General features: G+C 55.8%; 15 protein-coding genes. 13 read left to right on the plus strand and 2 right to left on the minus strand.

The annotated features are described in order from the left end of the window. Positions 1-13 precede the first annotated feature (13 nt). Positions 14-436 (minus strand): hypothetical protein, encoded by a 423-nt coding sequence (locus IPN69_20345; GenBank protein ID MBK8813062.1) that lies wholly within the window; start codon positions 434-436, stop codon positions 14-16. Here IPN69_20345 and IPN69_20350 point away from each other — a divergent pair. From IPN69_20350 to IPN69_20405, 12 genes are all read left to right on the plus strand, one after another. Next, positions 423-818, plus strand: coding sequence for a GNAT family N-acetyltransferase (locus tag IPN69_20350; GenBank protein MBK8813063.1), 396 nt, complete (start codon positions 423-425; stop codon positions 816-818). The two genes, IPN69_20345 and IPN69_20350, sit on opposite strands and share 14 nt — an antisense overlap. 17 nt (positions 819-835) lie before the next feature. After that, positions 836-1,201 (plus strand): hypothetical protein, encoded by a 366-nt coding sequence (locus IPN69_20355; GenBank protein ID MBK8813064.1) that lies wholly within the window; start codon positions 836-838, stop codon positions 1,199-1,201. An 88-nt stretch (positions 1,202-1,289) separates the two neighbouring features. Further along, positions 1,290-2,021: an iron-sulfur cluster repair di-iron protein gene (ric, locus tag IPN69_20360; GenBank protein MBK8813065.1), complete on the plus strand. Its 732-nt coding sequence runs from the start codon at positions 1,290-1,292 to the stop codon at positions 2,019-2,021. 91 nt (positions 2,022-2,112) lie between these two features. Continuing rightward, positions 2,113-2,919, plus strand: a complete 807-nt coding sequence (locus tag IPN69_20365) for a YwiC-like family protein (GenBank protein ID MBK8813066.1) — start codon at positions 2,113-2,115, stop codon at positions 2,917-2,919. 2 nt (positions 2,920-2,921) lie between these two features. Next, positions 2,922-3,686 (plus strand): radical SAM protein, encoded by a 765-nt coding sequence (locus IPN69_20370; protein ID MBK8813067.1) that lies wholly within the window; start codon positions 2,922-2,924, stop codon positions 3,684-3,686. 214 nt (positions 3,687-3,900) lie between these two features. Further along, positions 3,901-4,467 (plus strand): pentapeptide repeat-containing protein, encoded by a 567-nt coding sequence (locus IPN69_20375; GenBank protein MBK8813068.1) that lies wholly within the window; start codon positions 3,901-3,903, stop codon positions 4,465-4,467. Between the two features lie 37 nt (positions 4,468-4,504). Then, the gene (gene tdh / locus IPN69_20380) at positions 4,505-5,533 is read left to right on the plus strand and encodes an L-threonine 3-dehydrogenase (GenBank protein MBK8813069.1); all 1,029 of its coding nucleotides are present in this window, start codon (positions 4,505-4,507) and stop codon (positions 5,531-5,533) included. 391 nt (positions 5,534-5,924) lie between these two features. Next, the gene (locus IPN69_20385; protein MBK8813070.1) at positions 5,925-7,691 is read left to right on the plus strand and encodes a hypothetical protein; all 1,767 of its coding nucleotides are present in this window, start codon (positions 5,925-5,927) and stop codon (positions 7,689-7,691) included. 741 nt (positions 7,692-8,432) lie between these two features. After that, complete coding sequence (locus tag IPN69_20390) at positions 8,433-8,804, plus strand: hypothetical protein (GenBank protein MBK8813071.1); 372 nt, start codon at positions 8,433-8,435, stop codon at positions 8,802-8,804. Between the two features lie 65 nt (positions 8,805-8,869). After that, positions 8,870-10,051, plus strand: a complete 1,182-nt coding sequence (locus IPN69_20395; protein MBK8813072.1) for a glycine C-acetyltransferase — start codon at positions 8,870-8,872, stop codon at positions 10,049-10,051. A 143-nt stretch (positions 10,052-10,194) separates the two neighbouring features. Continuing rightward, positions 10,195-11,481: a kynureninase gene (gene kynU / locus IPN69_20400; protein ID MBK8813073.1), complete on the plus strand. Its 1,287-nt coding sequence runs from the start codon at positions 10,195-10,197 to the stop codon at positions 11,479-11,481. Further along, on the plus strand, positions 11,478-13,169 hold the full coding sequence (locus IPN69_20405; protein MBK8813074.1) for a VWA domain-containing protein: 1,692 nt from the start codon (positions 11,478-11,480) through the stop codon (positions 13,167-13,169). Before kynU ends, IPN69_20405 begins: the two co-directional genes overlap by 4 nt. Positions 13,170-13,228: 59 nt before the next feature. Here the strand turns inward: IPN69_20405 and IPN69_20410 are convergent, their stop codons facing one another. Further along, complete coding sequence (locus IPN69_20410; GenBank protein MBK8813075.1) at positions 13,229-14,161, minus strand: carboxypeptidase regulatory-like domain-containing protein; 933 nt, start codon at positions 14,159-14,161, stop codon at positions 13,229-13,231. Positions 14,162-14,476: 315 nt separating this feature from the next. Here IPN69_20410 and IPN69_20415 point away from each other — a divergent pair, with 315 nt between their 5' ends. Next, the gene (locus IPN69_20415) at positions 14,477-15,403 is read left to right on the plus strand and encodes an aminoglycoside phosphotransferase family protein (GenBank protein MBK8813076.1); all 927 of its coding nucleotides are present in this window, start codon (positions 14,477-14,479) and stop codon (positions 15,401-15,403) included. Positions 15,404-15,413: the final 10 nt, after the last annotated feature.

Raw genomic sequence — 15,413 nt, forward strand, 5'->3', positions numbered from 1 at the left:
GAGCGGTGAGCTGTCAGCTTGGTTCGAAAGAATATCGCGAATGGAATCCTTGATACCCTGGAATACCCTTGGAATACCCTGGAATCCTTGGAATACCCTGGAATCCCGTGGAATTCTTGGAATCCTTGGAATCGTTGGAATACCCTGGAATACCCTGGAATCCCTTGGAATCCCCTGGAATACCCTTGGAATACCCTGGAATTCTTGGAATACCCTGGAATTCTTGGAATCCTTGGAATCCTTGGAATACCGTGGAATCCTTGGAATCCTTGGAATCCCTGGAATCCCTGGAATCCTTGGAATCCTTGGAATCCCTTGGAATCCTTGGAATCCTTGGAATCCCTTGGAATCCCTGGAATCCTTGGAATACGCTGGAATCCCTTGGAATACCTTGGAATCCCTGAAATCCCTGAATTCGTCCAATGCTTGAATACACGCTGAACGAAATACCCGAAACCGAAGAGATAATCGAACTCTATCGCGCCGCCGGATTGCCGCGGCCGATCGACGATCCGACACGCATCGCCGCAATGTACGCTTCGTCCGACATCGTCGTTGCGGCCCGCGCCGACGGCAAACTGGTCGGAGTTTCGCGCGCGCTGGCGGACGGAGTCTGGTGCTGCTATCTCGCCGATCTGGCGGTGGATCCGGCGTGTCAGAAGTCGGGGATCGGCCGCAGACTCGTCGATTTGACGCGAGAACGCGCCGGCGGCGGGTCGATGGTTCTTCTCCTTTCGGTTCCTGACGCGATGGAATACTATCCGAAGATCGGAATGAACACGGTCGAAAATGGTTTCATTTTCCCGCGCAAGTTCTGATTTGTTATAGTCGAGTTATGAAACTCAGAATTCGCGGAAATACGGTTCGTGTCAGGCTCTCGCAAAGCGAGGTCGCGGCGTTCGCCGAAAACGGATTTATTGAAGAGATCACCGATTTTGGAAATGGCCAGATCCTCGTCTGCGCCCTGACATCAGTTGACGCGATCGAGCCGCGCGCGTCGTTCGTTAACGGCACGATCGAAATTTCGATTCCGACCGAAACCGTCGAAACCTGGGCCGCCACCGACCAGGTAGAGATCGCTGGCGAGACGGAAACCATCAAGCTTCTGATAGAAAAGGATTTCAAGTGCCTGACCCCGCGCGAGGGTGATGAAGACCACGACACCTTCCCGCATCCGCGCGAGACCGAATCAAGCTGCTGACCTGTTTTTCGGCGAAAGTGATTGCAATCATGTTTTCTTGCCGACTGCGCGCCTATCATCCGATCATTGACAATTTTCGGAGGTAAAGATGCAAACATTGTCCAACAGAACCGTACGCGAGATCGCGCTTGAGATGCCCGTCACGACCCGCGTTTTCGAAGAATTCAAGATCGACTACTGCTGCCGCGGCCGTCACGAGTTCAACGAAGCGTGTGAGATGGCCGGCGCAGACCCGACGATCGTCACGAAAAAGATCGAAGAGATCGTCAAAGCCGAAAGTATTGGAGATATGACTTGGCTAAATACTGCAAGCCTGGGAACGTTGATCGGCTACATCGTCGACAAACACCACGTCTTTACGCGCTCGGAGATCGCGAGCCTCGTTCCGTTGATGGCCAAGGTCGCGAGTCGGCACGGTGAAACTCATACGGAACTTCTCGAAATGGATCGCGTCTTCAATTTGCTTTGCGACGAACTGATGCAGCATCTTCTGAAGGAAGAGAACGTTTTGTTCCCGTATGTCGAGAACCTCGAAAAGGCCGAACGCGGCGATACCGCTATCCATTTCTCGTGTTTCGGATCGGTTCAAAATCCGGTAAATATGATGCTCCGCGAACACGACAGTGCCGGTGATATGCTGCGCGCGTTGCGTGAACTCGCCGATGATTACAAATTGCCAGACGATGCGTGCCCAAGTTTTACGGCGCTCTATCATCGCCTTGCCGGTTTCGAGCGCGATTTGCACCAGCATATTCACCTCGAGAACAATCTGCTTTTTCCGAAGGCGCTTGAACTCGAAGCGAGAGTTTTCGCGATCTGAGTTATGAAGCCGGCTTCCGCCGGAGCCGCGAAGAACCTATGGATCGCCATCCAGATTCTCCAATTTCAGCTATCCCGGAGTCCATTTGCAGATGTCTGAGGTAATTTCCACAGTTAAGGTCCGAACCCGCGGAATCGCATTGCCGAACGAACACGGTGCTTGGGGATTTTTGTTTGAGCCGCTCGTCGTTGCACTCGCGATCGCGTTCTCGATGCCGGCGGCGTGGATCGCTCTCACCTACGTCGGCGCGTTTCTGATGCGCCAGCCGCTGAAGGTCTACGTTGCCGACAGGATCGCGGGACGCGATCTGCCGCAAACTTCCGTTGCGCTGAAATTTGCGCTCTATTTCGGGCTGATCTACGTCGTCGGAGTTGCCGGCAGCCTGGCGTTCGCCGATCTCAGGAGTTTCATTCCGATTCTGCTCGTCGCACCGCTTGGCGTCTACCAGATCTATGCCGACGCGTCGAGACAGAGTCGAAATCTTGTCCCGGAACTGACCGGTGCCGTAGCGATCTCGTCATCGATCACCGTGATCGCGCTTGCTTCCGGATTTGAAGCCGGGACAGCCTACGCGCTTTGGGGGGTCTTCGCGGCGCGTTTGATTCCGTCGATCGTTTATGTCCGCAATCGGCTGCGGCTTGAAAAAGGCAAAGACTACTTGTACTTCCCGGCGATCTTCGCACACGTCGCCGGGATCGCCTGCGTTGCACTGCTTGCCGTCAACGGCCTCATTCCGAAATTGCCGCTCGTAATCTTCTCGGTTCTTCTGATTCGCGCGGCTTGGGGGCTCTCGTCGTATCGCAAGAAAGTGAAGGCGATGCGGATCGGTATTTGGGAGCTCATCTACGGCGCGCTGACTGCAATCTCTGTCATCTTGGGTTATTATTTTGGTATATGACAGTGCCCGCCAGCATTTACGGTCCGGTAAAATCCTGGCGTCTCGGACGCTCGCTCGGAGTAGATGTTCTCTGTATCGATTCGATCTGCTCATTCGAATGCGTCTACTGCCAGCTCGGAAAGATAAACCGCGTTACGGCAAAACGCGGCGTCTTCGTCAAAACCGAAAAAGTCATCGCGGATCTCCGCTTGTCGGATTGGACGAACTGCGACGTGATCACTTTTTCCGGCAGCGGCGAACCAACCCTCGCAGCCAATCTTGGCGAGATAATTACTGAAATTAAAAGAATTACGGCGAAGCCGGTGATAGTTCTGACGAACTCTACACTGCTCGATCAAAAAGCGGTGCGGGATGAACTCGCGCTGGCCGACCGCGTTTTTTGCAAACTCGACGCTTGGTCGGACGAAACTCTGCGTCGGTTCGACCGACCTGCGGCCGGAATCACCTTTGAATCGATCGTCAGCGGCATTATCGCGCTTCGGAAAGAGTTCAAGGGCATTCTCGCGATTCAGACGATGCTGCTCCGGACACCGCACGAGGATGAGATCGAAGAACTCGCCGAGATCCTGTCGAGGATACGGCCGGACGAAGTTCAACTGAATCTTCCGACACGTCCGGTCCCGCGCGATTACTTCGTCGAAACGCGCGGCAATGAAGTGACGGTCGACGAGACATTCACGAACCTGAAAACGATCTCGAAAGAAGAACTCAAGCGGATCGCCGCGAAGTTAAAAGATTTGACCGGTCTCGACGTGGTTTCGCGTTGACCCCCTGCATTGCAGCTTCGATCGGCACGACGGAATTTCGAAGAAGCCCGATCTATCCGCCGGACGGCGAATCCGTGACGGTTGAAGGCGTTTAAATGAGAATTCCAAGATCAGAAAAGTGCATTGAAAGGACCATTTTTAGTGTTTTTGGCGTGTTTCGCGGAAAGAAACTCTCTCTTGCCTAATCCGGGTTAAGTGTAAAATGCTGACGAAAATGTACAAAGCTGACGAAGCATTCGACGACATCGACTTTTCCGCTGAAAATGTTACGGGCAGCGAGTTTGAGAACTGTACGTTCGAGAATTGCCGTTTGGCGAAGGCGGACCTTTCGGGAACCCTGTTTGTCGATTGCGCGTTCGTCAGATGCGATCTGAGCCTGGCCGTCATCAAGAATACGGCGTTCAGATCGGTCGGTTTCAATTCATGCAAGATCGTCGGACTGCGGTTCGAAGACGCGAGCAATTTCGCCTTCGAATGCCGTTTTATTGACTGCAATCTCAGTCTTTCGACATTTTCAGGACGCGATCTCCGGCATTCGGTGTTCGAACGATGCAATCTGAAAGAGGTCGATCTTGCTGGATCCGATCTGTCGGGCGTGACTCTCGCCGATTGCGACCTGCGCGACGCGATCTTCGACGCCACGAACCTTGAAAGATCGGATCTTCGAACGGCCGTGAATTTCGTTATCAACCCGGAGTCCAACCGGATCTCAAAGGCACGGTTCTCGTACGCCGGACTCGCCGGACTGCTTGCGAAATACGATATTCTGATCGAGCCTTAATCTTTGGAAATCAAGGCATTTGGAGTAGAATCAAGCTATGAAAGCAATCGTAAAAAGCAAAGCCGAAGTTGGTCTTTGGCTCGAAGACGTTCCGGAACCCGAGATCGGGATCAACGACGTTCTGATCCGTATGAAACGCACCGGAATCTGCGGCACCGATGTTCATATCTGGAACTGGGATGCGTGGGCGCAGAGTACGATCAAGGTACCGACGATCCTCGGGCACGAACTGGTCGGGGAGATCGTCGAGGTCGGCTCGAACGTCAATGACTTTTATGTCGGCGACATCGTCTCGGTCGAAGGCCACCTCGTCTGCGGCCGTTGCCGGAACTGCCTTGCCGGCCGGCGCTACAAATGCGCCAAGACGCTCGGATTCGGAGTCAACACCGACGGCGGTTTCGCGGAGTATATGGCCGTGCCGATGACGAATATCTGGAAGCACGAGCCGGGCATCAATCTTGACGTCGCGGCGATCTTCGATCCGTTCGGCAACGCCGTCCATACGGCGCTCGCGTTCGAGGTTTTCGGCGAAGACGTACTTATTACGGGAGCCGGCCCGATCGGCATTATGGCCGCCGCGGTTGCGAAGCACGCCGGCGCGCGCCACGTCGTCATCACCGACGTCAACCCGAAGCGCCTCGAACTCGCGCGAAAAATGGGAGTGACGCTAGCTGTCGACGTTCGCGAAACCTCGATCGCCGACGTTCAGAAAGAGCTCGGAATGAGAGAGGGCTTCGACGTCGGTATGGAAATGTCGGGCAGTCCGCAGGCTTTCAAGGATATGCTCGTGAATATGACGCACGGCGGAAACGTCGCTTTCCTCGGAATTCCGGCGGATGAGTTCGCCATCAATTGGAAGACCGTCATCTTCAATATGCTTACGATCAAGGGCATCTATGGCCGGGAAATGTACGAGACTTGGTACCAGATGAGCGTCCTGCTCGAAGGTGGTCTTGACATCGAACCGGTGATCACGCACCGTTTTCACCACACTGAGTTCGCGAAAGGCTTTGAGGTGATGCGCGAAGGGAATTCGGGCAAGGTCATCCTCGACTGGTCCGTTTGACCGATTGCCGCAATCGCTGGCGCTCACACGCGATTCGGCGCGGCTGTTGCTTTGTCTCCAAAAAAAATGAAGGGCAAGTAAGAAAACGCTATGCGTTTGAGTCGAATTCTGTTACGATGACGGGATAATTTAACCGTAACGCGCTGCGAGGTTTGTTGTTCTGGACAACAAGCATACAGATCGGTAAAAGGTTTCAGACGACGTGCGAACGAGGCATCTGCGGACATCGTGCGCGAGGCTGGGTTCAAGTCGTCTTATTTGACAGCAAACGCACACGATAGTAGGAATCTGTGGATTCTTTGCATCCCCCGGCAGTTCGAATGTTGCGGGGTTTCTGGAGCCGCTTCTTTTGCCTAAGCGTATCAACAAAAACTTCTGAGGAGGAAATTAAATGTCTTGGACTAAGTTAATTGAAGCCACTCGCCCGCTGCTTTTCGCCGTTTTGGTGATCGGATTGGCCGCGGTGGCATTATGGTTTGGAGCACAAAACAACCAGGCCGTCGAAAAAGCGCCGGTCGCGGCCGTACCGTCGGCGACCTTCGCCGGAACAGGGTTTGGCGCGATCCCCGATGGCCCGACCGGCTGCCTTGACTCGCCGGGCGGAACGCCGCTGAACGTTACCTTTAACGTTTCCGGCCTTTCCGGCGCCGTCAACAAGGTCGAACTCAACGGTATGACCTTTTCCCCGGCGCACTCGTGGTCGGCCGACGTCAAGGCGATCTTGATCGCTCCGAACGGCGCATCCCACGTACTTTTCGGACGCACCGGCGCGACGACGTCGAACTCGTGCGGCACGTCATCCGACTTGGTCGGGCCGTATAATTTCGGCGACCTCAACAACACGCCCCCGGCGGGTGGTTGGTGGCAGGCCGCGGCCACGAATCCAGTTGCGGCCGGCTCGTACCGTACGACAGCGCTCGGTGGCGCCGGCGCAACGAACCCGTCCCCCGCAACGGTTATGAATTCGGCCTTTACGGGCGTGGCGAACGCCAACGGAACCTGGACGCTCAGGGTGACCGACCACGGCGGCGGCGACACCGGCACGCTCTCAGCGGCGACGCTGTTGGTTGAAACGGCGGCGGCAGCGCCGAGCAAGGCCAATATGGATTACGACGGCGACGGCAAGACGGATTATGTCGTCGCCCGCGCGACAAATACCCCGCTCAGCGAAGCATCGGCCCCGAATATGGGCTCGCTTCGGCAAAGCATCGACAGCAGTCTTGAAACCAAGGTTCGCGACACGCGTGAACGTGGTGACAACCTTCTCGCTCCGCCGATCTACTGGTACACCTCGATCAACGGTTCGGGCGTGACTGCGGTCCAGCCGTTTGGCGATGCCGCAACCGACTTTTTCACGCCGAACGATTACGACGGTGATGGAAAGACCGACCTTTCGGTCTGGAGACCCGGCGCGGCGACCGTCGCGGCGTTCTACATTCTCCAGAGCACCAACAACACCGTCCGCACGGATGTCTTCGGGCAGACGGGCGACGATCCGGCGATCACCGGCGACTATGACGGCGACGGCAAAGCGGACGTCGCGACATACCGTTGCCCGGCCTTTGGTGCCGGCGATGGTCAGTGTTTCTTCTTCTACCGCGGAAGCAACGCCAATCCGGGCGGCAACATTACCTATCAGCCGTGGGGTTTCGGTGAAGACGGTGACTTCTTCGTCAACACGGGTGACTTCGACGGAGACGGCAAACACGACTTCTGCATCCAGCGCACGAGTCCGATCGTCTCGACTCCGGCCAAAGGACAGTTTGTTCTTTTGAAGTCCAACGGCGGCGGTGTTGAGTATATTAACTGGGGACTGTCAACTGATTTCATTCTTCCGGGAGACTACGACGGAGACGGCAAGTCTGACTTCTGCGTTCGCCGCACCGTCAGCGGAGTGAGACAGCACTTCATCCTTGAAAGAGACGGCGGCGGAACCCCTGATGACTTCTACAACGGAATCCCTTGGGGCATCACGGGCGACATCAGTACACCGGGCGACTATGACGGCGATGGCAAACAGGACATCGCGATCTGGCGTCAGAATGCCGATCCCGCGCAGAACTGGTTCTGGGTTCGCAGGTCATCCGACCTTGGAACGACGAACTTCGAGTGGGGCTCGCTGAATGACGTTCCCCCGGCAAGCTGGTACGTCCATTAATTCAGACCGATCGATCTGATCGCTTGGCCGCCCGATTTTTTCGGGCGGCCTTTTCAGTTTGCATGGCGGACACTCTGAAATCTGAAATTTGAGATTTGAGATCTAAAGCCGATTTCAGAGAACCAACCACGCGCGGCAAGTCCCCGGAAGCCAAGGGTTCTTTTCGCCATCTTGGGATTTTGATGTTTGCAGTGGAGCAGCTTCCGGCACATCCGGTTCTGCAATCCAACGTTTAGGACAGGATTGATTTGAAATTTCAGATATCTTCACCTCTATAAGCTAACTGTTGGAATGGATCGCGCAGGGTTTTGCAGCCGTGGCGGACCTTGCTCCGAGGACAAGCTTTTGCGGGGGACTGGGAAGCGGAAACGAACGGCCTTTGCCAAACAGGCGGTCTCCGCGCGGAGACCGCAACGAGCTCAACACCGGTCCGGAGTGCCAGCAGGATTCCGCTTTGAAAATCCTGACAAGTAATTTGCGATAGATCGCACAACTCGTGTTTCTTCGGCACGCGGTGCTTCTGCCGACTGAGTAGCTAATGCGTGATCCGGGTTCACTGCTAATGTTTCGAAATCGATACACTTGGAGTAAAATCAAGTTAAGACCCAACGCATTCATTGGACCGAGTCCCGGAAGGGATTCGATATGATGCGAATCCGAAAAACGTAGCGGTCGCGTGGATTTAAGGAGCGAAGCGGAACGCCGGTGGCCGGACGCTTTAGGAAGCAGGAGGTTGATGCTATGAAAATCAGAATCGGGTTGTTGACCTTGTTGGCGACGGCGGCGATCGTTTTTTTCACCGCCGGTCAGATTCAAGGGCAATCGGTACGCAGCGCAACTTGGCAGACTTCCGTCGATGACTCGCAACCGGGCGTCGTCACGCTCGGCCTTCGCGACAAATGGGGAACGATGCGGCGGTTTACCGCGACATTCGTCGTGACATTGGGCCGCAAAACCTACCGCGGCACGATGTCGGCGGTCGAGGACGAGTGGGCGTACATCGATTTCCCGAGCCAGTTCCGGGGCGGTACGCCGAGCTCCGGAAGTTACAAGGTCGTTTTTTCGGTAAAGGGCGTGGTGGTCGGTCGCGACCGTTTCCGTTACCGGCGTTAACCCTTTTTGACGCGGGTTGCATTTTTATTATCTTCACCCGTTCGCGGGCGAGTGTCGGAGTGTTTATGTACGGAGCTATCAAACAACAACTTGAGAATCAGATCGGCGAGATCCGCGAGGCCGGACTCTACAAGAACGAACGCGTCATCGAAAGTCCGCAGGAAGCGCATATCAGGGTCGCCGATGGCGAGGTCTTGAATATGTGCGCCAACAACTATCTCGGGCTCTCGGATCATCCCGATCTCGTCGCCGCGGCGCACAAGGCGCTCGATGAATGGGGTTACGGACTTTCATCCGTGAGATTCATTTGCGGAACACAGTCGATCCACAAGGAGCTCGAACGAAAGATCAGCGCCTTTCTCGGAATGGAAGACACGATTCTCTATACGTCCTGTTTCGACGCCAACGGCGGCTTGTTCGAAACGCTGCTCTCGGAAGAAGACGCGATCATCTCGGACGAACTCAACCACGCCAGCATCATCGACGGCGTCCGTCTCTGCAAGGCCCAACGCTCGCGCTATCGAAACGGCGATATGAGCGACCTTGAAGAAAGGCTCAAGGAAGCGGCGGGAGCGCGAAACCGTATGATCGCCACCGACGGCGTCTTTTCGATGGACGGCTACATCGCGAAGCTCGATCAGATCTGCGACTTGGCGGAAAAATACGATGCGATGGTGATGGTCGACGACTCGCACGCGGTCGGATTCATCGGTGAACACGGCCGCGGAACGCCGGAGTATCACGGCGTTACGGACCGTATCGACATCATCACCGGAACGCTCGGCAAGGCGCTCGGCGGCGCATCGGGCGGATACACGTCCGCAAAGAAGGAAATCATCGAGTTGTTGAGACAGCGTTCGCGCCCATACCTTTTCTCGAATTCCGTCGCCCCGCCGATCGTCGGCGCATCGATCAAGGCGATCGATCTTTTGACCGAATCGACCGCGCTCCGCGACAAACTCGCGGCGAACACGAAGTTTTTCCGTGAAGAGCTTTCGAAGATCGGGCTTCAGATTCTCCCTGGCGAACATCCGATCGTTCCGGTGATGTTCGGCGACGCGATGCCGGCGGTGAAGATGGCGGAATCACTCTTGAAGAAAGGCGTTTACGTCATCCCCTTCTCGTTCCCGGTCGTCCCGAAAGGCAAAGCGCGGATCCGGACGCAGGTCTCGGCCGGCCACTCGATGGAAGACCTGAAATTCGCCGTCGAAAAATTCGCCGAAGCGAAGGCCGAAGTCGGGATTTAGCGCCGTCATCACCGAGATTTATTCGCCCGCGAATTTTCGCCGATTTTCGCGAAAGTAATTCGCTTTCTTGGCGATTTCGTGATAACTGATCAAAACGGACATTTGCGAAGATTCGCGCTGATTCGCGGGCAGAAATTAACAAGATGTCATTCGAAAACACCGCACAATTCGCGGCGGAAATGGACGCCGCCGACCCGCTCGCGACATTTCGCGAGCGATTTCATTTCCCGCTCGACGCGCAAGGTGAAAAAGTCCTGTATTTCACCGGCAACTCGCTCGGACTGCAGCCGAAATCCGTCCGCGAATACGTCAACCAGGAACTCGACGACTGGGCGAAGTTCGCCGTCGAGGGGCATTTTCACGCGAAAAACCCGTGGCTTCCCTATCACGAGTTTCTCGCCGCGAATATGGCCGAGGTCGTCGGCGCCCTTCCGATAGAAACCGTCGTGATGAACTCGCTGACGGTCAACCTACATCTGCTGATGGTGTCGTTTTACCGCCCGAGCGGAAAGCGTTGCAAGATCGTCATCGAAAAAGGCGCCTTCCCGTCGGACCAATACGCGGTGAGATCGCAACTCGATTGGCACAACGGGAATTCGGATTTGGGATTTGGGAATGCGGATTGCTTGGTAGAGTTAGCGCCGCGCGCCGGCGAATCGACCTTGCGGACCGACGATATCGTCGCGACGATCCAAGCGCACGGTGACGAGATCGCGCTCGTGATGCTCGGCGGCGTCAATTATTACACCGGCCAGGCGTTCGATTTCGAAGCGATAACAAAAGCGGGCCACGAGATCGGCGCGGTCGTCGGGTTCGACTGCGCTCACGCGGCCGGAAATCTCGAGCTCAAACTCCACGATTGGGACGTCGATTTCGCCGCCTGGTGCTCTTATAAATACCTCAACGCCGGGCCTGGCGCGATCGCCGGCGTTTTCGTTCACGAGCGTCACGCCGAACGTTTCGATTTGCCGCGGTTTGCGGGCTGGTGGGGACACGACAAACAAACGCGATTCCTGATGGGCGACGAGTTTCACCCGATGCGCGGCGCCGAAGGCTGGCAGATCTCGAACCCGCCCATCCTGCAAATGGCGGCTCTTCGCGCGAGCCTCAATGTTTTTCACGACGCGGGAATGGCGAATCTTCGCGCTAAATCGTTGAAGCTGACGGGATTTCTCGAGTTTCTCCTGAAACAGATCGAAACCGATCGCATCGAGATCATCACGCCGTCCGATCCGGCCCAGCGCGGTTGCCAACTGTCGATTCGTGTCCGCGAATCGGACCGCGATTTGTTCAAGGCGATCACCGATCACGGCGTCGTCGCCGACTGGCGCGAACCGGACGTAATCCGCATCGCTCCGGCACCGTTATATAATTCATTCCAGGACGTTTTCAGGTTTTCAGAGATTCTTCGACGCTGTCTCGGTTTATGAGAATCGCGCTCCTTGCTTTCTTTTTGCTCTGTTCCTCCGCGGTCGGCCTGGCGCAGCAGCAGAGCGATACGCCGTGCGTTTCGCCGGACGATATCGAGCGGATGATGATCAAGCTCGGTTCCACTCCCGGATCGGCGCTCGACAAGAAACTCAGAGGGCGCCTCGTCGACCTCAAAAAAGACACGATCAACCGGTTCTGGGACAAAGCCGCGCTTCGCGAGCGCGAGAACAATCTCACGCGAGGCGTTTTCGGAATTGAAAGCCGCCTCGAAACGCGGGAAAAAGCGATCGATAAGAAGCGCGACAAAAGCGAGGACGAGCTTTGCGATATATTCAGAACACGCGGCTGGCCGACGCTCAGCCTCGTCGGTGAACCGGGGACTTCGGCTCTCTTTTACGTGCTCAAGAACTTCATTTCCTTCGGGACCCAAACGGCTCTTGTTCCGGTCATCTCGCTCGCCGTTTCGAAGGGCGAGGTCCCGCTGAACGAAGATTATGCCGCGTTTCTCGATCGCCTGCGTCTGCGGTCGGGGCTGAAACAGCTTTTCGGCACTCAAGCATCCGAAAAGAACGGGTTTCTGGTCCTTTCACCGATCCAGAGCGCCGAAAAGATCGACGGTTGGCGGGCGAAGTACAAAATGCCGCCGCTCAATCCGTATATGAAATTTCTTGAATCGACGTATCGTATGCCGTCGATCCGCGGACTCAATGTCGACCCGCCGACGCTCAGGAACAAGCCGAAACTGCTCGCCGAAACGCAGGAGTTGTCGAGGTCGTCGGTCGGAAACGAAGATACGATACGGGTCGATTCGAACATCGTCGATCTCACCGTTCGGGTACTGAGCAAGGACTTTCGAACCAACGTCGGTTCGCTCGAGCGAAAGGACTTCAAAATCTTCGAGAATAACGTCGAGCAGGAGATCGCTTACTTTTCAAGATCCGCGACCGCGTTCGATCTCGTCTTGCTGCTCGACCTTTCGGGCTCGACCGCGTTGAAGCAGGATCTGATCCGAAAAAGTGCAAAGCGTTTCGTCGAAGCAGCACGACCGGACGACCGGATCGCGATCGTGACCTTCACAAACAAGATCGACGTCCTTTCCGAACTGACATCCGACCGCGAGGCGTTGATCAGGAAAACCGGGAAGATCGGCAGCACCGGCGGTTCATTTGTCTGGGATTCGCTTAAATTTGCGATCGAGAGGATGTTCGGCGACCGCGACCCGAAACGCCGGCGGGCGGTCGTGATGATGTCGGACGGCGCCGACAATGCGTTGCTCTATGTCACGAGATTCGCCTTCGGATCGCGGATAAGTTTCGCGGAACTGGTCGAAACGGTTCGCGCGAACGATGCCGCGGTCGTCCCGATCTACATCGATACCGAAGACAAGTCGCCGTGCGCGGTCAATTCCCCATTCAATTGCACGTTGTCCAAACGGGTTTACGAACAGGCGCGCGCGACGCTTTCGTTTCTCGCCGAAGAAAGCGGCGGGCAGCTTTACTACGCGGCCAAGTTCGAAGATCTGAACGGCGTTTACGAACGGGTGCTCGATGATCTCAGCACGGGTTACGGCGTCGCATATCAACCGACCGACGACAAGCGCGACGGGAAATGGCGCGAGATCCGCGTCGAGGTCATTAATCGCCCCGATGTCGTCGCGCGCACACGGCGGGGCTATTACGCGAAATAGTCAAGAAAAAAGGCTCCGCAAGTTCGGCGGAGCCATAGATTTTTGAGGTTTCTTCCCGATTAGAAACTGTTTGCCTGCAAAACCAGATCCGTGACGTCTTCGTTGAGAGATATGACCCGATCCGAAAACTGGAATCGTCTGCTGAAGACGCTGATGACGTAATCGTTGCCGACGGGAAGATCGCTGAACTCAAAATGCCCGAACGAACTGCTTCGGGTCGACTCGATAGCGCCCGTACTGAGATTGAATATCCGAACCTCGGCGTTGCTTAGGCCGCGGCCTTCCGGCGTCAGCAGTCTGCCGTTGACAGTTGCATTCGCAGCGGTCGGAACGATGTAGTCGATGTCGAGGCGGGCGACCGAAAGCGTTCCGGTATCACCCGTTGCATTATCGGACATCACCAGCGTCCAAGTGCCGTTCGTCAGTTCTGCGGATTCCGGCCGAAGCGGTTTTTCCTTTTTTACGCCGAAGAGCGAGTCGGCAAAGGGCACGCCAGGATAACCGAAGGTCGTGTTGATGCTCGTCGCGGTATTGACGTTGATGTTTGTCGTTCTGTAGGTTCCCGACGGGACCACGAAAGTGTCGCCGCCGCCGCCGGCTCCCGTCCAGAGCGTCGTTGCCCCGGTGTCCGCCAGCGTATAAGGCCCGGTCAGGTTCGAACTGTCTCCTGCCCCCCCCGGCGACGCCGTATCGCCGATGTCGTAGAACAACCTATGAACCTCAGCGTCCGGCGATGTCAGAGTTGTCCGCAGATCGCCGACCCAGGTATGAGTGACCGAAAAGGTCAGCGTCATCGTGACGAAATTCACGGTCGCACCCGCCGGGATCCCGGTGACGGTGTACGTCCGCGTAATGCCGGTCGCGTTGTTGTCCGGAATGGCGACGGGCATCGTCTGATTCGGATTGAAACTCAAGGTCGTCGCATTCAATTGCGCCGCGTTACCAAGAACGACCACCGCCATAATACACAATGTCAAGATTTGTCTGATCATACTTCTTACTCCCAAATCGCCCAAAAAAGACCTCGTCTAAAGGCCATGTCCAAACACCAGAGAATGATGAAACTAGAGGGTCCTATCTTAGCACAGCGCTCAGATCGATTGCCACCCAACTCATTCACCACGTCGCTTTTTGTGGACACGACAACAGTTCCCGCACGACAAGCCCGGCGGAAACCAAGGGTGTCCGAATTCATCGACGGCGATGTGCCCGAAAGACAAGAAACAGTTGGACCCGCGCGTCAGGATGAAATTTTTCACGCTTGCGGTTATTCTGACCGTGCGTTAAACAATGATTCTCGGCATTTGGTGCGAAATAGACTTATCGAAAGGTTTACGGAACAAGCTGATTCGCCGTCGTGGGAATCGACCGCGCGGTCGATTTGCGTTCGGCACAGGTTCGACGGTCCGCTTCAACGCGTGGCGAGCAGCGATCACGTGGTTTTTCGCGCCGGCACGAATCTGATCGTCAAGATCTACCGCCCGAATCGCAATTGTTTCGAACGCGAGCTTCGCGCGATCCGGCTTGTTGCCGGGACGACGTCGATCAAGATTCCGGAGATAATCGCTGAGGGCCGGATCGAGGGTCTCGATTACGCGGTTTTGACCGAGATCGCCGGCCGATCGCTGACGCGTGCAGAATGGCTGACGATTCCCAAGCGTGAACAGATAGATTTCGTCGTCGAACTCGCCGCCGGCTTCAGGGAACTTCACGCCCTCGCCACCGATGGCTTCGAATTCGACTGGGACAGGTTCGTCGAGGACCGGGCCGCGACCCTGATTGAACGCCAGACCTCCAACGGCGTCAATGCGAAGGTTCTCAGCGCGCTTCCGAGATTTCTTGAAGAGAGTCTGCCACTCATCCCCCGTCAATGCGCGAACACGTTTCTGCACTCGGATGTGCATTTTGGAAATCTGAAGTTCAATCAAAGCGGACCGTTGCAGATCTCCGGACTGTTCGATTTCGCCGATTCGCGATGCGGCTTTCACGAATACGAATTCTTGGCCGTAGGCGTACTGATGATTCAAGGCCAGGGCCAACTTCAACGTGAGTTTTTCCGCGCATACGGTTATTCTGACAGTACGCTCGACGAAGAGTTTCGCCGCCGACTAATGATGCTAACCATGCTATATGAAACCGCCGATTTGCGGCGATACGCACTACGGCTTTCCCCGGAAGCAACGGAATGGGAGTTGGAGAGGCTTGAGCGGGGCATTTGGAGTTTCTGCGATTAGGTTGGCGTTG

It is taken from the genome of Acidobacteriota bacterium (assembly GCA_016715115.1).
GTDB lineage: Bacteria > Acidobacteriota > Blastocatellia > Pyrinomonadales > Pyrinomonadaceae > JAFDVJ01.